General features: G+C 41.6%; 18 protein-coding genes. 6 read left to right on the forward strand and 12 right to left on the reverse strand.

Going from position 1 to position 18,353, the window contains the following annotated elements:
• Positions 1-1,011, forward strand: coding sequence for a hypothetical protein (locus GWK51_RS09110; protein WP_161933459.1), 1,011 nt, complete (start codon positions 1-3; stop codon positions 1,009-1,011).
• 27 nt (positions 1,012-1,038) lie between these two features.
• Here the strand turns inward: GWK51_RS09110 and GWK51_RS09115 are convergent, their stop codons facing one another.
• On the reverse strand, positions 1,039-3,285 hold the full coding sequence (locus tag GWK51_RS09115) for a TonB-dependent siderophore receptor (protein WP_161933460.1): 2,247 nt from the start codon (positions 3,283-3,285) through the stop codon (positions 1,039-1,041).
• A 210-nt stretch (positions 3,286-3,495) separates the two neighbouring features.
• The gene (gene nfuA, locus GWK51_RS09120; protein ID WP_100241381.1) at positions 3,496-4,134 is read right to left on the reverse strand and encodes a Fe-S biogenesis protein NfuA; all 639 of its coding nucleotides are present in this window, start codon (positions 4,132-4,134) and stop codon (positions 3,496-3,498) included.
• Positions 4,135-4,293: 159 nt separating this feature from the next.
• Between nfuA and GWK51_RS09125 the strand changes: the two genes are divergently transcribed.
• From GWK51_RS09125 to GWK51_RS09130, 3 genes are all read left to right on the forward strand, one after another.
• The gene (locus tag GWK51_RS09125; protein ID WP_161933461.1) at positions 4,294-4,911 is read left to right on the forward strand and encodes a rhomboid family intramembrane serine protease; all 618 of its coding nucleotides are present in this window, start codon (positions 4,294-4,296) and stop codon (positions 4,909-4,911) included.
• Between the two features lie 185 nt (positions 4,912-5,096).
• On the forward strand, positions 5,097-5,270 hold the full coding sequence (locus GWK51_RS16465) for a hypothetical protein (protein WP_158293822.1): 174 nt from the start codon (positions 5,097-5,099) through the stop codon (positions 5,268-5,270).
• A 249-nt stretch (positions 5,271-5,519) separates the two neighbouring features.
• Complete coding sequence (locus tag GWK51_RS09130; RefSeq protein ID WP_161933462.1) at positions 5,520-7,067, forward strand: hypothetical protein; 1,548 nt, start codon at positions 5,520-5,522, stop codon at positions 7,065-7,067.
• Positions 7,068-7,161: 94 nt separating this feature from the next.
• On the opposite strand, the gene GWK51_RS09135 is transcribed toward GWK51_RS09130, so the two are convergent.
• The 4 genes from GWK51_RS09135 to GWK51_RS09150 form a co-directional block, all read right to left on the reverse strand.
• Positions 7,162-7,659 (reverse strand): DUF2505 family protein, encoded by a 498-nt coding sequence (locus tag GWK51_RS09135; RefSeq protein ID WP_161933463.1) that lies wholly within the window; start codon positions 7,657-7,659, stop codon positions 7,162-7,164.
• A 134-nt stretch (positions 7,660-7,793) separates the two neighbouring features.
• The gene (locus GWK51_RS09140; RefSeq protein WP_142768160.1) at positions 7,794-8,069 is read right to left on the reverse strand and encodes a hypothetical protein; all 276 of its coding nucleotides are present in this window, start codon (positions 8,067-8,069) and stop codon (positions 7,794-7,796) included.
• 21 nt (positions 8,070-8,090) lie between these two features.
• Entirely contained in the window at positions 8,091-8,675 is a 585-nt protein-coding gene (gene pnuC, locus GWK51_RS09145) for a nicotinamide riboside transporter PnuC (RefSeq protein WP_161933464.1), read from the reverse strand.
• A gap of 124 nt (positions 8,676-8,799) precedes the next feature.
• Positions 8,800-9,267 carry a hypothetical protein gene (locus GWK51_RS09150; RefSeq protein WP_161933465.1) on the reverse strand — a complete coding sequence of 156 codons (468 nt, stop codon included), beginning with the start codon at positions 9,265-9,267 and terminating at the stop codon, positions 8,800-8,802.
• Between the two features lie 263 nt (positions 9,268-9,530).
• Between GWK51_RS09150 and GWK51_RS09155 the strand changes: the two genes are divergently transcribed.
• Positions 9,531-9,974, forward strand: coding sequence for a GNAT family N-acetyltransferase (locus GWK51_RS09155; protein WP_161933466.1), 444 nt, complete (start codon positions 9,531-9,533; stop codon positions 9,972-9,974).
• Between the two features lie 4 nt (positions 9,975-9,978).
• Here the strand turns inward: GWK51_RS09155 and GWK51_RS09160 are convergent, their stop codons facing one another.
• The 3 genes from GWK51_RS09160 to GWK51_RS09170 form a co-directional block, all read right to left on the reverse strand.
• On the reverse strand, positions 9,979-11,784 hold the full coding sequence (locus tag GWK51_RS09160; RefSeq protein ID WP_407925977.1) for a sensor domain-containing diguanylate cyclase: 1,806 nt from the start codon (positions 11,782-11,784) through the stop codon (positions 9,979-9,981).
• 189 nt (positions 11,785-11,973) lie between these two features.
• Positions 11,974-12,312, reverse strand: a complete 339-nt coding sequence (locus tag GWK51_RS09165; RefSeq protein ID WP_161933467.1) for an FKBP-type peptidyl-prolyl cis-trans isomerase — start codon at positions 12,310-12,312, stop codon at positions 11,974-11,976.
• A 28-nt stretch (positions 12,313-12,340) separates the two neighbouring features.
• Positions 12,341-12,871, reverse strand: coding sequence for a YaeQ family protein (locus tag GWK51_RS09170; RefSeq protein ID WP_161933468.1), 531 nt, complete (start codon positions 12,869-12,871; stop codon positions 12,341-12,343).
• Positions 12,872-12,981: 110 nt separating this feature from the next.
• On the opposite strand from GWK51_RS09170, the gene dctA reads away from it, so the two are divergent.
• Positions 12,982-14,271: a C4-dicarboxylate transporter DctA gene (gene dctA / locus GWK51_RS09175; RefSeq protein ID WP_161933469.1), complete on the forward strand. Its 1,290-nt coding sequence runs from the start codon at positions 12,982-12,984 to the stop codon at positions 14,269-14,271.
• Here dctA and GWK51_RS09180 read toward each other — a convergent pair.
• From GWK51_RS09180 to atzF, 3 genes are all read right to left on the reverse strand, one after another.
• Positions 14,268-15,263: a CobW family GTP-binding protein gene (locus GWK51_RS09180; RefSeq protein ID WP_161933470.1), complete on the reverse strand. Its 996-nt coding sequence runs from the start codon at positions 15,261-15,263 to the stop codon at positions 14,268-14,270. The two genes, dctA and GWK51_RS09180, sit on opposite strands and share 4 nt — an antisense overlap.
• A gap of 140 nt (positions 15,264-15,403) precedes the next feature.
• The gene (locus GWK51_RS09185) at positions 15,404-16,090 is read right to left on the reverse strand and encodes a GntR family transcriptional regulator (protein WP_161933471.1); all 687 of its coding nucleotides are present in this window, start codon (positions 16,088-16,090) and stop codon (positions 15,404-15,406) included.
• Positions 16,091-16,307: 217 nt separating this feature from the next.
• Complete coding sequence (atzF, locus tag GWK51_RS09190; protein ID WP_161933472.1) at positions 16,308-18,179, reverse strand: allophanate hydrolase; 1,872 nt, start codon at positions 18,177-18,179, stop codon at positions 16,308-16,310.
• Between the last annotated feature and the right edge of the window lie 174 nt (positions 18,180-18,353).

Genomic DNA, 18,353 nt, shown 5'->3' on the forward strand with positions numbered 1-18,353 from the left:
ATGCAAAAACACCCAATGATTGAGCAACTGATTGAGGCTCATATTCAATTTTTAAATGATGAATTCTCTCAGTCAAATACCATTCAAAATGAGTTCGTTGAATTTTATCATTGGTTTCGAAAGCAAAATTTAAAACAAATTTGGACAGTTGAGCAGATTCATCAACTGATTCAACAGCAAATTCTAAATACTCCTGCCAGTGCATTCTTGATTGAGCAAATTGCTGAGCATATACGCTTTGCACTGGTTCATCCCGCGAATGAGCAGACCAAAATTGCAGATGCCATTCCTGTACTCACGGTCGATAAAATTGCCCAATATGTTGCCAGTAAAAGTGGGCATCGACGCCGCTTGATTCATACCGTGGTCAATAATCCTGCGTTTTCAGCCATGATCACGCAACTGATTCAACATGCCATTCATGACTATTTAGATAATTCCGTCATGGTCAAGCATGTACCAGGCGTGTCCCGTTTTATGAAAATGGGGAAATCGGTTTTAGAAAGCGTGACTGATTCTAATCTGGATCAGGCGATTCAGCATTATTTGCAAAAGAACATTCAAAAGCTTAGCCAAATGAGCGAGCAAGTGCTAAATCAACATTTCAATGACGATAAGCTTTATCATTTTCAAGCCAATTTGTGGCATAAAATTAAAGACTTACCACTGAATGTTTTAAAGAATTACATTGAGATCGATGATCTGCCACAAACGGTTGGTTTAGGGCATGAAATTTGGGATCATTTGCGCCAAACAGCCTATTTAGAACAACAAGTGAAAGATGGCGTGTATGCATGGTATGCACGTAACCAAGAGCGTAGTTTTGATTTGTTATTGCGTGATTTAAATATTGATGAAGCTCTGATTCAACATCAATTACAGCAGCTGTTAGAACCAATCATTGTGAACTTGGTGCAATCAGAATATTTAGCGCAACGTGCGCGTCATTATTTAGAAAAGTTTTATTACTCAAGCAGTACTTTGGAAATTTTACAACAGAAAGACGCATAACTGCGTCTTTCTGTATAAAGCCTCAGCTTAGAACGAATATTTCAAAGAGGCATAATAGGCGCGACCGGGTTCGTTATACGTCTGACTTGTCGACTCACTATCTCTTAATTTCTGCTCATCAAATAGATTACTGATTCCTACACGGGTACTTAGATTGCCTGTAAATTTATAGCCCATATTAATCCCTGCAATACCATAACTTTTCACGGTACTTGGTTTTAATGCATCATCCGTACCACCAGAACCTACACCCGCTTCAATGCGATTTTGAGCATATTGACGAGACTTTTGGCGACCATACTGGGTATAAACAAAATTCACATCCAATTGATCAGTAATATCGTAGTCAAAAATTGAGTTGAGCGTATAGTTAGGCACTAGAGAAAGCGGATTACCTGTCGACTTATCTTCTGAATCCATCATATAGGTAAAGTTATTGGTCCAGCTGATATTATCCCATTCTAGACCAATGCTACCTTCAAAGCCTTGAACCAAAGCTTCAGGGATATTCTCCCAACGTAAGACATTCCAAGTCGTTCCTGAAGTCGTTGTAGCCGTGGTGATAATTTCAGTCCCTGCCGCAATTTTGTCTTTATAATCATTACGGAACCATGCAAAACTCGCGTTAACATTATCTTTGGCGAATTGGATACCCAATTCTTTATTCACCGATGTTTCAGGATTTAAATCCGCATTACCTTGAAGTAAACAACGGTTTTGAATCGTCGCTGGACAACCATTCCCATTCGTCGATAATAAATAACCTTCTGCATTTTGATACATATTTGGGGCTTTATAAGCTTTCGCGATTCCACCTTTAACCGTGAAATAATCACCTAGTTTTTGCGTTATATTAAGACTTGGACTCCAATTTGACCCAGATTTATCATGATCATCAAAACGCAAACCTAATACCAAATCTGTTGAATCCGTAATTTTTAAATTGTCTTCAGCATATAGTGATGCAATACGCGAACTCATATGACTACGATCTTGTGGTGCTATCGCATCTAAACCTGCTGAACTGCCAGTTGAACCAACAGATGTATTTGCCTCGTCTGTGAAATCATCTTCAATCCATTCGGCACCAAGGGTTAAATTCTGAGGGATGTAAAATTCAAACGGAAGATTCACTTCGCCATTTATACGGAAAGTATCTAAGGTCGAGGTGGACTTGTCTGTTTCTGTGTTAATACGTCCTTCGGCACTACCCGCTAAGCCTTCCAATAAACGCTTGTTCTTCGTTTTATCGTATTGAAAGATTAATTTATTATTTCCCCAGTCCCATTCACCATCATGCATTAATGCATAACTTTCACGGTACATGGTATTGGTTTCAGTGCCATATAAAGCTGACAAAATAGCATTCGCTTCGGCATCTGCATTCAACTGAGAATCACCTGAGTAAAGGTTACCCTGACGGCTCGAAGCTGCATCTAATGTTAGAGTTTGACCGTCTGTGATTTGCCAAGCCAAACGCGCCGATACATCCTCATTTTTTACCCCTTCTCTACCCGCTGCGGTACTATTGATGGACTTGTTAATATCTATGGCATCAGGCTGGGTCTTATTAAAGTTCCCATATAAACGATAAGATAAAATATCCTTAATAATCGGACCACTTAGATTGACACTTACACGCCCAGATTCACCTTCTTTAGAATCTTCAGGTTGATTGGTATATAACTCGACCGAACCATGTACTTCGTTGGTGACTTTTTTGGTTTTAATATTGACCACACCACCCATGGCACCAGAACCATAACGTGCTGCTGCTGGACCACGTAATACTTCAATCGACTCAATGGCATCAGCAGGAACCCAGTTCGAATCCCCACGGGTATCACGCTCACCACGCCAACCATAACGTACTGAGTTTCTTGAAGTCACAGGCTTACCATCCACCAGAATCAAGGTGTTTTCAGGTCCCATGCCGCGAATATCGATTTGACGGTTATTCCCGCGCTGACCTGTCGCACTATTGCCGGTTAAGTTCACCCCAGGCATACGGCGTACGTATTCCGAAATATCATTCACGACAGGAAGTTTTTCCAAATCTTCTTCTGTAATGATGGATGCCCCTAAAGACTGCTTGACTTGTTCTTCAGCCGTTAGCACGATTTTTTCTAGTTTGGTCGCATCTGTAGATTGAGCCGTCACCTGTTCTGTTGCAGATGCTTGCTGTTCTGTTTGTGCATCCTCAGCATGCGCAAGCACACTCATAACTGACAAAATGGATAGTGCTAATGCTGATTGGACAATGCGTCTGTTCATTCGATTACCCCAAAAACTGTTGGAAGATAGAAAACAACATGAAATTTCGGTTTCAGAGTGTAACAAACATAAATATAAATGCAATTACTATTAATAATAATTCTCATTATTAAATGGAAATGATCCTGTATAATCAGGCTTCTGATTTCAACAGGCGTAAAAAAACCTCCAAATTTGGAGGTTTTTTCGGTATCACTTAACTGCCAAAAATTACTTGAAGTATGCACCTTCTGCTTGGCTGTGGTCAGTCTGGTCAATCACACGTTGTAACTCTGGTACGTGTTGTTTTAAGGTTGTTTCTACACCTTGTTTCAAAGTCACATCAATTGCTGAACAGCCTTGGCAACCACCACCAAACTTAAGTACCGCAGTCAAACCGTGTTCTTCATCTTCAACCACTTCGACCAATGCACAGTTACCACCATGTCCTGCCAAACCTGGGTTAATCTCAGATTGTAGAACATAAGTAATGCGCTCTTCGACAGACGCATCTGGACCGACACGTGGCACTTTTGAATTTGGTGCACGGAAAGTCAACTGACCACCAAAACGGTCTTTGTTGTAATCAATTACGGCATCTAATAAATACGGAATAGATGGTGCATCTACATAGGCAGGGAAATCTGGATAGTCTTGCTTATAATCTGTTGGCACAACTTCTTCAGGCGCACTATATGCCATACAACATTCAGCACGAGGGGTTCCAGGATTTTCCACAAAAACACGGACACCAATCCCTGGAGTATTTTGTTTCGCCAATAAATCACGTAAATACTCTTGTGCAGTTGGTGTAATCAATAAGTTTGGAATTTCTTCTGCAACTGCAGTGCTGGTGTTCTCAGTCGACATAACAATATTTCCTCAAGCTGAAGTCGCTATTTTAACTGAAGATGCGGTTAAATTAAAAAAAATCAACCAAAATTGTCGGAATTATTCTAAAAGTTCTGTGCAATTAGACAATTAATGGCATTATTAAGGTTTAGTCATTCAAAATTGAACCTTTTCTATATGCTCAATCTGCCTTTCAACCATACTGTAGCGCTGATTATCATTACTGTGGTGGTTTCACTTCTGGCGTTTTCCAATCAGAAATTGATGAGTCGACTGATCTTTTGGCCGCCTGCCATGCAAAAGGGGCAATATGACCGCTTCATCACCCATGGCTTTGTGCATGCGGATGGTGCTCATCTCCTATTTAACATGATTACCCTGTTTTTCTTTGGCAGCGTGATTGAAAGCTTTTATCGTCAGTATTTTTTTGACCTAGGCTTTGCCCTGTTCTATTTGGGTGGTCTGATTTTTGCCATTTTACCGAGCTATTTAAAGCATAAAAATGATTTCCAATGGGCAAGTTTAGGCGCTTCGGGTGCTGTGTCTGCCGTACTTTTCGCCTACATTCTGTTTGAACCTTGGAAATTAATTTTCGTATTCTTTATTCCTGTACCTGCCATCATTTTTGCGGTGCTTTATGTCGCCTATAGCATTTGGTCAGGCAAACGTGGGAACTCTCACATCAATCACAGTGCGCACCTTTGGGGAGCCACTTACGGCGTAGTCGTCACGATTTTAATTGAACCACGCGTTATTCCACACTTCCTCAATAAACTCGCGCAGCTTCCTTTCTAAACACAACGTGATCCATCTTTTATAAACATTCGGGAATGGCTGAACCATCACACATCCTCAGCCATTCTCCGCAACATTTTCAAATAATGTTTTATTTCAACTTTCCTTTCACCTAGAATAAATCGTAACAATAAAGTGTTTTTCTCAAAATAAACCAAGATCAAAACAAGATGGAGAATGAATATATGCATAAATTTCTTATGATTATTGCGACCTGCTTAAGTTTCAGCGCTTTGACTGCATGTGCCGTGCATACCCCGGAAGGTAGTATTGTGGTCGACCCGAATGGGAACTTAGGTCACTATGAACATGGCGGAGACTTCTGCCCACCTGGTCAAGCCAAAAAAGGGCGTTGCTAATTACGTCATGATTTAAAAGTATTTTGACAACTGTTGGTCATTGTCCTGACTGACAGTTTTCTAATTTACACAACCCTCCTCTCGCCCAATTTCAATTTCCTACTCATATCCCAATTTTGTCGTTTACCTTTTTTAAAAATTTAGACGCTCGAGGCATAAATTGGTAGTTAATGCCACCCCAAACTTTAATTTGGCATAGATAATGAATACATCTGTATATTAATACTGTAATCAGACGAGATTTTTTGCATGTCCAGCTCTTTAGAGGGTCTACAGTTCCCTGTTCAACCCGATACACAAAAACCAAGTACTACCCGCACAGGCAAGGAAATTATTGCTGAAGCTTTATCGATCGTAGATCACAAAGCTGCACAGGAAGCCTTAAAAGAAAAAAAATGGCGCAAGAACTATCCGAAATATTTTAAAGCCTTGGTCGAGCATGGTATCCGCAGTTGTAGCAACCCGATTACCATTGCCAAACAAGGTCTGCATAAAGCACAGCACAGTTTCGAGTTTTACCGTGACGGTCAACGTTATTTGTTAAAAGACATGATGGACGTGCCTTTAGCTCAGTTACATACCGTGCAGTTGAAGGGCGAAGGTCAGTCTGAACCTGAATGGTATATTCCCTATCATGGTGAAAACCTGAAAGGTGAAGCTTTACTGGCACAAGTACAGAAATGGGAGCAAGAAGGCATTATTGAGCCTTCGCATGCCGATGCCCTACGCCTCGCCAATGCGCACCCTGAATGGTTCGATTTATCTGACCGTACCATGGTGCTGTTTGGGGCGGGTTCTGAAGCTGGTCCACTGACATGGTTGTCCAAGTGGAAAGCCAATATTGTGGCGGTCGATCTGCCGAACAACAAAGTATGGCAAAGAATTTTAAATACCATTCAAGACGGCAATGCCACCTTATATGCACCAAGTCAAACCAAGCTTGCAGAAGATACACCGACACGTGAATTAAGTACAAAATTAGGGGCTAATTTACTGACCCAAACCCCTGAAATTGCACAATGGTTATTACAAAGTGAACATCAACTGGATTTGGCTGCAATCGCCTATTTAGATGGTGAAAAGCACGTGCGTGTTGCCATGGCAATGGACAGCATTATGAAAGTGGTGAGTGAACACAAAGCGGATACCAGCTTAATGTTTATGTGCACCCCAACGGATGTATATGCTGTACCGAAAGAGGTGGTCGCTTCTTCAGAAGAAAAATTCCGTTACCGTTCGCACATTCAAAAACTGGTGACCAAAGGTGTAGCTACAGCATCTTTAAAACACTTTTTCCAAAAGAATCTGCATAACCTGATTCGTTCCGACAATGGTCAGGAATATGGCATTGCAGACTGTCTGGTGATCGAACAAGGTCCAAACTACGCTTTGGCAAAACGTATTCAGCAATGGCGTGCAACTTTGGCACGTCATGAAGGACAACGTGTCAGTATCAATATTGCCCCATCAACCACAACGCATTCAGTCACAAAAAATCCACTTCTAAAAGCGGCTTTCAATGGCGCCAGCCTGTTTGATGTGGAAGCGTTTAGACCCGAAACCACCAATGCGATTATGGCAGCCCTATGGATTCATGATTTGCGCAATCCTGAATCTGTTGCCAACCCAGAAACCCCGATGGAACATCCGCTAGAACTGATGATGCACGGTGCCAACCATGGTGGTTTATGGCGAGTGGCATATTTGGCGCGTACTGCATTACCGTTTGCTGCGATTTATGGCTTTGCAACCGATAAGTTGCCACTAAAAAAAGCCTTTGCCAAATTTAAAAGCTAAGCATTAGAGCTTCTTTGAAGCTATAAGCAATTTCCAAAACAAAGGGCGTCATCAATATGGCGCCCTTTCTCTATCTAAGCGAACACGACTTAAATTAAGCAGCTAGATTCTTTTTTAATTCGTCTTCGACAATGGTCAATTCAATCTCACTAAACTTGCGAATTTCCCCTTCAGCATGTTTTTCAAGCATGCCCCCAATTAAAGGGACTTTCACTTTTACTGTCCATTCCAATTGAAACTCAATGTGATGCTCAGAACCTTTAACCGAACGTTTGCAGCTCGCATGCAAAGGTAGGTTTGCTCCCAAATCGACCGTTGACGTCATGGCTTCAAGGTCACTAATATCGGTGCGATGTAAGCGAAAAGCGTCTTTTAACAGTTTTTTGGCGATATCTGGAATATTCACATCCAGATTATAGGCACGTTTTAAAGTATACCTATCCCCTTCTTTTTTAGATTCCAAAATTTCCAGATTTTCACCTGGAATACGACGGCATACATTCTCATGTAAACTGGTATCTGCTGCTAAACGCTTAAATTCGTTCAGTGATACGCCGCGAATAATTGCATTGACGGTGAACTGATGTGCCATGACGGTTCCTTATTTTTCTGTTTTGTCCTGATAAAAATGCCTATACAGCATAAAAAAGCAATATGAATGCCACATTGCAGTCATGCTTGATTTAAATCAATTCCGTTCAGGCTGTCATTGACCTGTTTTGGGTTTTAATACTTGGAAATGCCAAAAGTTGCACTGATTTCAGATAAACAATTGATGTGTAAATAATGCTGCTGATACTGAATCAGGGCATAAAACTCGAGCGCGCCATCATCCAGACCCGTAGCAGACCACGTGGTGCCTTTCGGAAAATCCTGCAACCATGTCGCTTGGTAAAAGTCCGCCACCGAATCAAATTGCAGGTAGTCCTGCGGTGCAGTAATAATCTTGAGCGCGAGATCATCAAACTGCTTCAATTTGGCTTGGTTAAAATCAATCAGCATGACGACAACACTCAGCTCGGCTTAGGCAGATTTGATTGAGGTCAACTGTTGTTTCTTTTTGACTTGCAGCCATTGCCACCAACCCAACCCTGCCAATCCTACAAAAGCAGCATATAAACCTGCCGTTAAGAGCAGATCTTTATAGATAAACATCCCAACGTAAATGATATCGACAAATACCCACAATACCCACGTCGCAATATGCTTACGACTGGTCCAGTAAGTTGCCAATAAGCTAAATGCTGCCAATTGTGCATCCAGCATCGGGACTGCTGCATCGGTCCAGAATTTCAAACTTAAACCAAAGAGCAAACCACACAGTGCAGCCAATGCCATTTGCCAAATGACGGTACGCGTGGCGATTGGTTCTATGCGAATATCATGGTCTTGCTGCTTACCCTTCAACCAGTGATAGAAACCATAGAAATTTAGCCCCATGAAGAAGAACTGCAGGATGGTTTCCCCATAGAGTTTAAAGGTATAGAACAAATAGGCGTACAAGACAAAGGCGAGAAAGTTAAACCACCAACACCACATGTTGCGCTTGATTGTTAAAGCCACGCCAATCACACTGATGATGACAGCAAAAATTTCCAGTCCAGACATCAACCCATCACTTTATGAACACGATGGCACATTATGATAAATTCTGCACAGAACACAAGCCAAAAAAATGATGGGACAATAGAGGTGCATCCTCGATTACTCGCGTGTTAGTCATAACATCCATTTAACTTTTCGTTTTGAACTCAGACTTGTGCTCTTCGCCATAACGATCGACATGACTGCAAAACACCCCGTATTTTCCAACATAGTATTCAAGTGATTGGTCATAGAAATTCCAATAAATCGACCACTCATTTAAATCCAGTTTACGAATCTGGGTTAAGGCTTTGGCAGGTAATTTTTTCAACAAATTACGTTGAATATCTTCAGCCGCTTCTATATCTCGGGTATGAATATTCTGTTCGAAAAACAGCTGCACCGCATCATCAAACAAAACCTGATCACAATATTCAATTTCAATAATCAGACCTTCTACAGAACGGTCTGCCTGTACTTCAATTGCATCATTCGCAGGCACAGCTTTAAGCAAATAGCGATTGCGATATTTTTCCGTTACTTTAATTTTGATTAAAATCTGCCAAACCGCAACAAGGGCAAAGCCCAATAAACACAAAACAATAATTTTAAACATATTGCCCCCTTATAAGGCGTATATTCAGCATTACAGTTCTATCTATAATACGCCTATTTAACTCAAGCATTGATCCAATTATCTTTAAAATCAGATAAATGAATATACAGTTCATTCAATTTTGTGATCTTGGTCAAGTTCTTATATATTTGCTTACATAAATTTGAGATAGCAAAACACCCATAAAAAGCAACAAATCGCCACTGTTATCCCGAGGCGAATTCACATGAAATAAGCCTGTTTTCAGGAAATAAGAACAAACAATGATTAGGGCAGCAAAAATTCAGGATATTCCTGAGATTCTTCATGTTTTGCAGGAAAGTATTCGTTCCTGTGTGCAAGATCATCAACGTGAGGAAAGTAAGATTCAGGCATGGCTGGAAAAAATGACACACGGCAACCTGTTGTTATGGATGCACTATAATGACAGTTGGATCTACAGTATAAACCAACAAACAGTCGGTTTTATTATGGTCAGCGATATTGGCAAGATATTGCTGAATTACACCCTGCCCGATCTGCAAGGTCAAGGCATTGGCACCGCTTTACTCAACAGTGTAATAGCACATTTAAAACTGAGAAATCTGGAACAGATTACTCTAGACAGCACGCAAACAGCACTTGCTTTTTATCAAAAACAAGGCTTCCAAATTCGTACGTATGCCGCACCCGAACAGCCAACCATTCCCATGATTAAGTACCTTTAGACCGTTAAATTTTCAGTTGATCTCGCCCTGCATTCTTGGCGAGATAAAGCTGTTGATCAGCAGCCTTCATTAAGGCATGGATGTCATGATACTGATGTTTACGATCCATATACGCCGCCCCGATACTGATAGTGACGTATTGCTTCAGATCGCCACGATTTAAGTGCTCAAATTGCTGCTGCCTAATGATGTGCAATACATGCTGCAAAGTCTGTTCAACCACCACCACAGGCATATTACGGATAATCACCGCAAACTCCTCTCCGCCATAACGCGCCAAATAAGCATGTTCTGGTAAATTGCTTTGAACGACTTGTACCAACTGTTGCAGAATTTCATCGCCTTTTAGGTGTCCGTAGTAATCATTATAATTTTTGAAATAATCCACATCTAACATGGCAAAAGCCAACACCGCATTGTGCTGCTGTGACGTTTCATTAAATTGGCGCTGAATTTCGGTATTTAAGGCACGGCGATTGAATGCGCCAGTTAAGGCATCCGTTTGCGCCTGTAGCTCCAGCTTTTCATTTAACTCACTGAGTTGAACTGTCCGCTCTTTCACTTTTTGATCTAAAGATGAATTGAGTTCCAATAAATTATTGTTCAGTTTCTCAATGCGATCTGAATGATAAGCATAACTTTTTGACTGTTGCACCATAATCAAAAAGGCATAAAAACTGGTCGAAGCAAAAGAGAGGTTAATCGAATCAATCCAATTTAGACTGAGTAAAAAATCATGCAAGAACGTGACACACAACAGCACTACTGCCCATAAATTGATACTGGAATAATGTTCATGCCGCTTGAGGGTTAAATAAAAACCGTAAGCGAAATTCAGTACTACAATAATGCCGAACAAGAAACTGTAAAATGCCAAACGCTCAAATACATTTGGCATAGACAAACAAGTAATGACAATATTAAAACTGAGCACAAACACGGCGAAGGCATAAATCGCGGGGTGTAGATAGCGCCTGTTGAGCAGAAACATGTAATTAATAAAGAACAAGGCAGATAAATAGGTAAAAATATATTCCAGCCGTGTTCCCCATAACCAATCAATATTGGTAAACACCGTATAGACATAAGGTGCTGAAAAGAGATTATGTAAGGCTAAAAAGATAATAAAAATACCAAAAACCAAGAAACCTTGGCTCTGACTATTCTTCACGCCGCGGAAAAATCCAAACAGAATGGTAAATATGCCCACACCAATTACCGCACCACATACCCCCGCAATACTCATCATTAACTGCTGGAATTGGCGGTTGATGGTTTTACCCAACCCGATCCGCATCGGGTTTTCTAAACCACCATGTAAGCTTTGAAAACTCGAAACTTGCATGGTAACGGTAAAATATTCATTTTCAGCAATAAAATAGGCAAAGCGCGGTGCATTTTCAGTTTGATGCGTTTGATTTGTTGTACCGACCTCACCCAGTCTTAACAGCAAGTCACCATTTAAATACATGCGGTAAGCACCATACTGGTTCGGAATCCAGATACCAATACGACGTCCAACAAACTCTTCGGGAATTTTAAAATGACCGACAAACGTCCCGTAAGTATCTTGCGGATAGCCCAACTCTTTAAATGAAATAGGTAAAATTACGGTTTCAGAGGGTATTGCTGGAGTCGCTGTTTGCAAGAATTGCTTGGGATAAAACTGCCACTGTCCCGCTAAATAACTGGTGGTATTTTCTTCAAAACTGACTGTATTAATATTTTTTTGATGAACGTAATAAGACTCGGGGACTGGTTCATACAGTGCCCAACTGGATTGCTGAAGCAGCAAGCATAAGCAGGTCAGCCCATATAAAATAAAATGTAGGATCGTATAGGGCTTGAGTATTGTTATATTCAAGTCGCGTTTTTTCCTTATGCGCGAATTTGATCTTAATATAAAGTTTAATACACTAAAAATACGTTGATTCTCAGTAATGGGTTAACCTTAGCATGCTTTTTCCTCAACATGCTAAGGTTTATTTTTCATATAATCTTAATATCGTGTTTTCACATCATATAACTCAATTTCAAAAATGAGATTTGAGTTTGCAGGGATAATATTGCCCATTTTACGTTCGCCATAAGCCAAATGTGCAGGCACAATCAACTTACGTTTACCACCTACTTTCATGCCCATAATGCCTTGATCCCAGCCTTTAATGACACGACCCGTTCCAATGACACATTCAAAATAATTGCCACGATCCAGTGAAGAATCGAATTTCGTGCCATCTTCTAACCAGCCAGTGTAATGTGTGGTGATTAAAGCGCCTTTAACCGCTTCTTTGCCTTCACCCACGACTAAATCAATAATCTGCAATTCGTTTGACATCTTGCTTACTCCTCAAATCTGCTTGTCTTTACTGTAACTGAATCCACTCAATTTGAGCTTGTGCCTGATCACCAATCAGTGTCCATTCCCCATCCATCACATTCAATTGTAATTGCATGGTGCGCTCACATAGTTGCTGAATGGCTTCGGTGGTTGCAGGTGTTAATTGCCACACCTCAACATTGCTCAAGGTCTTTAACTTGCTGTTACGCTTATACCATTCTTCTACTGCTGTGCCATAGGCAACCACAGCGACCGACTTACAACGCGCGCTGGCTTTTTTAACTTTATCTTCGTCAGGGCAACCCACTTCAATCCAGCGTACCAATTGACCTGTTAAGTCTTTTTCCCACAATGCAGGTTCGTCAGTTTCAAATAGGTCTTTGGTAAATTCCAACTGTTCACTGGCATAACGAGCAAATGCCAAAATACGTACCATTAATCGTTCAATGGTTTCCGATGGGTGCAAAGCCATCGTCAGTTGATAATCCCCATATTGGTGACTATCCATGTTGGCAATATTCAAATCTGCCTTATAAATTGTTGCTTTTAGCGCCATGAAATGTTCCTCAAATTTGGCGACTAGGATACTCGATTTTGACTGCCTTGGGACAGCTTGGCAGAGTTTTTGCTTTTTCAGTGCTGACACTAGAATAAAAGATGAAGCTCATGTGGCAGAACCTCAAACATAACCTTTTCCTACAAGTGGTCTTGGCACTGATGATCGGCATTGCGCTCGGTCTTAGTTTCCATGATTTTTCACTTAATTTAAAACCTTTAGGTGATGGTTTTATTTCTCTGATTAAAATGCTGATTGCCCCGATTGTCTTCTGCGTGGTGGTGCTTGGAATTTACGGTGCACAAGACATCAAAAAAATGGGCAAAGTGGGTGCAAAAACCATTCTGTATTTTGAAATCGTCACCAGTATTGCTTTGGTTTTCGGGATTGCCGTCGCCTATATTTTCAAACCTGGCGCAGGCATGAATATTGACCTGAATGCACTGGATGCCAAAGATTTAGCCGTCTATACCGAACGTGCAGAACATTTGAGTTCAAGCAGTGATTTTATTTTAAACATTATTCCTAAAACCATTTTTGCTGCATTTAACAACGGTGATATTTTACAAGTTCTGCTGATTGCCATTATTTTTGGCATCAGTATGCTACTGATTCCCAAAAAATTTGCTGAAATTGTACGCCAAGCTTTAGAAGCATTTTCTGAAGTCTTCTTTAAAATGATGGGTCTCATCATTCGTTTGGCACCACTCGGCGTCTTGGGTTCAGTCGCCTATACCACGGCAAAGTTTGGACTCAGTTCCTTCGCTCAGCTTGGCTATTTGGTGCTCCTGTTTTATATCACCTGCATCGCTTTTGTGATTCTGCTCCTAGGCAGTATTTTAAGAATGACAGGCTTAAATATTTTCAAGTTTTTAAATTACTTTAAAGCGGAGCTTTCTATTGTTTTAGGCACAGCATCATCCGATTCCGTGCTTCCTCGGGTCATGCAAAAACTGAAAAAATTAGGCATTAAAGATTCAACTGTAGGACTGGTCATTCCGACAGGTTATTCATTTAACCTTGATGGTTTTTCCATTTATCTCACTTTGGCTGTTATTTTTATTGCCCAAGCCTGCAATATCGACCTATCCATGACCGACTTACTCAGCATTTTATTGGTCTCTTTGGTCACATCAAAAGGTGCACACGGTATTCCAGGTTCAGCTTTGGTCATTCTAGCCGCAACCTTATCGGTCATTCCTGCACTGCCTGCCATTGGTTTGGTGCTATTACTTTCAGTCGACTGGTTTATTGGGATTATGCGTGCTTGTACCAATTTGATCGGTAACTGTGTCGCCACGGTGGTGATTGCACATTGGGAACATGATATTGACCATGCCAAGGCACAATCAGTACTGAATCAACCCCAACCGATTACTGAAACGGCACAAGATGCTTAAATACGACACGCCAATAATTGTGCTTCAAACAACGCCCAATCCCGTTCTTGAGGCACTATAATTTCAATCCGATTGTCGACATTCTCAGGTGCAGACTGATAATTGAATTGATTGGGATTGAAATTAAAATTTTTCCAGCCTTGGTTGGTATTGAAAATCCCTTTAATTCTGAGCCAGTCCTGTTGCTCACAGAGCAAGTCGAGCAAATCATAAAAATCAAATTGCCAACGTTTTGAAAACTTCCATCCAGCAACACTATAGCCCTGTGCAGTTTCGACATAATGATAAGGGAGCTGCTTAATTTCAGGCAGAACGGAATCGCTGTTGTACTGTTTCTGAATCTGGATTAAGGGCTGAATTCTGCGCTGTACCCCTTGGTAAGGCAGATCAATTTGTGCCAGTTGCAACTGCCCGAAAGCAGGTCTCAACCATGTCTGAGCATAAGCCTGATATTCCTGCTGCAATTGCTGCAACGCCTGCTCATCTATCGCATGCATTTGTTCTGTATGGGAAATCACCACAATTTGCGCAGCTTTTAGCTGATCGGCATACAGATTTTGCTTTACCCATTCTTGCTCATGTAAACGCGAACCATCCACCACGGTGACTGGCGCACGCATCTGAATTTGGCTTTGCCAATGCGGTTCAGTCAGTTGCTCTAACAGTTGGGCTGGATGCCCTAAGCCAGTCGGTTCTATGAATAAACGGTCGGGTTTGGCTTCAGACAATAAACGAGACAAGGCAATTTGCATCGGTAATTGGCTGCTACAACACAGACAGCCACCCAACAGTTCTTTGACTGCATAGCCATCCGTTTGCGGCAACAGATTTTGGTCGACTCCAATTTGACCAAACTCATTCATCAGCACTGCCCACACTTCATCTTCAGGTTTTTGTGCCAATAAACTGTTCAGTAAAGTGGTTTTTCCTGCACCAAGAAATCCAGAGATAATGTGGGTGGGTACGGATTTTTGTGGGGGCAACAGTTTCAAGATGAAGATGCTCGCAAGCCAAATGAAAGATGAAGTTTAATGTAATAGTATAACAAAATCTTCAGGTGCATAGCAGGTGCTTATTGCAGCAAGCATTGAAATGACATCTTCATTTTTTGCGCTTAAGTTCCTCAAGCACCCTAAACAAACTGGCTCGGATCCAACATATGCAAGGTAATTTTTTTCACTTCATCGCGACTTTGTTGAATATGAGTTTCAATGGCTGTGATTGCTTCAGTCGTTTGCCGATTAAAAATCAGCTTTAAAATATGCTGATGTTCCTGATAAGTCGCTTCAATACGATACTGTTTCGAGAAATCTAAACGGCGAATAATCCGTATTTTTTCACTCAAGTCGCGGTGAATCCGAGCCATCTCATGGTTCCCTGCCGCGCGAACCAAGGCACAGTGAAAATCTTCATCCAGTTGTGACAGTTGTTTGAGGTCCTTCAGATAGTCTTGCGGTTCTACCATCCAAATTGCTTTCAGTTTTTGCAATTCGCTGGATTGCTCACAGCCCTGTTGCGTCAGTGTATCAATCGCATCCTTTTCCAGCACAATCCGCACATCATACAGTTCTTCATAATAGCGGAAGTTTAGTGGTCGGACTTGCCAACCACTACGGAAACTCACTTCGACATAACCCTCTTGTTGCAAACGATACAAGGCTTGCCGAATCGGGGTTCGACTGACTTCATAAGCTTGCGCAACTTCGGACTCGGTAAAACGCTCACCCGGCATGAGTTTAAAATCAAAAATGTCGTTTTTAATGCGTTGATACACCAGCGCAGATAAATTGTCTGCGCTTTTACTTGTCGCACTTTTCATTTCGTCTTCCCAATCCGTTTACTACCAAGCCCTAAGCCTGCATTCCACTCAGTAGATGATTGTTTTTGCATTGCAATACGCTGATCTACATCATTCACTTGCAGTTAGTACTGCAAGTTTTATGCAAAGTTCATCCCAGTAAATACCATTTAGATCAGCACAATGTTCGAAGCTTTAAAAAGAAGGTTTATGCTCCACTTCATCTTCATGAGTGCATTCATGTGCTTGATCCAAACAGATCTCTTCGGGAATCAAAATAATCTGTTGCTTGCAACTGTTGTGCATTTCTATGCTGTATAAAGGCACGCCATCCACCAAAGTGACTGATATTTTCAGCATCAGCTAGACCATACGGTTCACAGATAAATCCTTTCACCCAGCGACCATCAATCAGTTGGATATTCCCTATGCCCAGTGGTGTTGGAATTTCGGCAACGAACTCGCCAAAACGCGAGGTTGGAATATCCCAGAGTTCCACAATAATTTCATGCCCTTCTGCTTGACGCGCCAAAGCAGGTTTTGGCGGAATGGTGCCATTCAGTGCATATAAGGTGTAATTCGCTGAAGTTTTAGTGGTTTCCACATGCACCGCTTGACGTGTGGTGAGCTGAAAATTCAGTGGCATTCCAGTCAAATGTGCGCCCACCACCGCCACACGAATATGCTGTGCAGATGGCGCGGACACAGAAGATTCATTTTCAGGATATGCACGCCCTGTCACCCCTAAAGGTAATTGCAGATGGGCTTGCCATTTTCGGCCAAAATCTGCCAATGCACGGTCATGCCATGCAGGTGCAATCAGGCTGATACCAAACGGTAAGCCATCCTCGCGGAAACCTGCGGGTAATGCCAAAGCACTCAAGTCAGCTAAATTGGTAAAGTTGGTGTAGGTGCCAAAATGCGAGTTGTACTGAATCGGCTCCTGCTGCATTTCTGCAAGGGTATGTATCGTTGGAGACGTGGGCACAACCAAGGCATCAAATTCAGACAATAGCACTTGAATTTGTCGAGCCAAATCATTTTTGAGATATTCGGCTTTATAGGCATCGAGTGCCGTATAGTTTTTGCCTTGTTGCACAATTTCAAAAACCGTTGGATCAAATGCTTCTGGTACTTGTTCCAATAATGCTTCGACGGCTACAGTTCGCTCAGCAACCCAAGACCCTTGATACAGCTGGGCTGCCAATTGTTCAAAAATGGTAAAGTCAATTTCAGTCAAAGTGACTTTCATTTGCTTTAACTGCGCAACCGCATGCTGAAAGGCTTGCTCGGCTTGCACATCACCAAAGAATTGTAAGCTTTTAGGAATCGCAAAATTTAACACTGAAGACAGTGTTGCAGGCGCAGTTTTTGGGTTATGACGTGAGTAGCTATCCCGTACATCGAAATGTTCTAACACCTCTGCCACAACTTCTGCATCTGCAACAGTTAGTGTAAACACAGAAATACAGTCAATACTTTTCACTGCGGGTAGCAAGCCAGAGTTTGAAAAACGACCTTTAGTGGGTTTTAAACCGACAATATTATTAAAGGCAGCAGGCACACGACCCGACCCTGCGGTATCCGTGCCTAATGCAAATGGAACCAATCCTCGCGCAACCACACTGGCAGAACCTGAACTTGAACCCCCACTGACATATTCAGGGTTAAAACTATTCACGACTGCGCCAAATGGCGAACGGGTTCCCACCAAGCCAGTCGCAAATTGATCAAGATTGGTTTTCCCGACCACAATCGCCCCTGCTTGCTTGAGCAAACGTACAGTTTCTGCATCTGCCGCTACAACCTCATTTAAGACTTTGCATCCCGCTGTGGTTGCGAAACCTGCAACATCAATATTGTCTTTTACTGCAAAAGGAAGACCATAAAGCGGAAACTGTTCAAAGAGCGCTTTGCTTTCAACTGTTCGTTGTTGCAGCTCTGCGATTTGTTCCTGTAGGTGCTCAACCGTCGCAATCGCAATCCATGCTGTATCTTGCTGCTCAAATCCTTGTACCCAAGAGATTAAATCGGACAATTGAATTTGTTGGGTTTTATAGGCATTTTGCCATTCTGCAATGGTCCAACCGAGAGTTTGAAGTCTGCTCACTTTATGCATCCTATCTTGTATACAAGTTAAGATTGTTAAAGCGAATTTTATGCCAACTCAATTTTTACATGAAAAACATAGGTTTAAATAAAAATGCTGTACTACTGATTAGCAATCGATTGCAAAGTTGCCTTGATTTAGCTCAATAAGGCCAACGATGCCTTAAAGTTGCTG

Source organism: Acinetobacter kanungonis, from assembly GCF_009939195.1.
Classification (GTDB): domain Bacteria; phylum Pseudomonadota; class Gammaproteobacteria; order Pseudomonadales; family Moraxellaceae; genus Acinetobacter; species Acinetobacter kanungonis.

Bases quoted from the DNA above. Each gene is read 5' to 3' on its own strand.
- GWK51_RS09115 (WP_161933460.1), bottom strand. From the start codon at position 3,285: ATGAACAGACGCATTGTCCAATCAGCATTAGCACTATCCATTTTGTCA.
- GWK51_RS09155 (WP_161933466.1), top strand. From the start codon at position 9,531: ATGATTAGGGCAGCAAAAATTCAGGATATTCCTGAGATTCTTCATGTT.
- GWK51_RS16465 (WP_158293822.1), top strand. From the start codon at position 5,097: ATGCATAAATTTCTTATGATTATTGCGACCTGCTTAAGTTTCAGCGCT.
- pnuC (WP_161933464.1), bottom strand. From the start codon at position 8,675: ATGTCTGGACTGGAAATTTTTGCTGTCATCATCAGTGTGATTGGCGTG.
- GWK51_RS09110 (WP_161933459.1), top strand. From the start codon at position 1: ATGCAAAAACACCCAATGATTGAGCAACTGATTGAGGCTCATATTCAA.
- GWK51_RS09170 (WP_161933468.1), bottom strand. From the start codon at position 12,871: ATGGCGCTAAAAGCAACAATTTATAAGGCAGATTTGAATATTGCCAAC.
- dctA (WP_161933469.1), top strand. From the start codon at position 12,982: ATGTGGCAGAACCTCAAACATAACCTTTTCCTACAAGTGGTCTTGGCA.
- GWK51_RS09125 (WP_161933461.1), top strand. From the start codon at position 4,294: ATGCTCAATCTGCCTTTCAACCATACTGTAGCGCTGATTATCATTACT.
- GWK51_RS09185 (WP_161933471.1), bottom strand. From the start codon at position 16,090: ATGAAAAGTGCGACAAGTAAAAGCGCAGACAATTTATCTGCGCTGGTG.
- GWK51_RS09150 (WP_161933465.1), bottom strand. From the start codon at position 9,267: ATGTTTAAAATTATTGTTTTGTGTTTATTGGGCTTTGCCCTTGTTGCG.
- GWK51_RS09135 (WP_161933463.1), bottom strand. From the start codon at position 7,659: ATGGCACATCAGTTCACCGTCAATGCAATTATTCGCGGCGTATCACTG.
- nfuA (WP_100241381.1), bottom strand. From the start codon at position 4,134: ATGTCGACTGAGAACACCAGCACTGCAGTTGCAGAAGAAATTCCAAAC.
- GWK51_RS09165 (WP_161933467.1), bottom strand. From the start codon at position 12,312: ATGTCAAACGAATTGCAGATTATTGATTTAGTCGTGGGTGAAGGCAAA.
- GWK51_RS09140 (WP_142768160.1), bottom strand. From the start codon at position 8,069: ATGCTGATTGATTTTAACCAAGCCAAATTGAAGCAGTTTGATGATCTC.
- GWK51_RS09130 (WP_161933462.1), top strand. From the start codon at position 5,520: ATGTCCAGCTCTTTAGAGGGTCTACAGTTCCCTGTTCAACCCGATACA.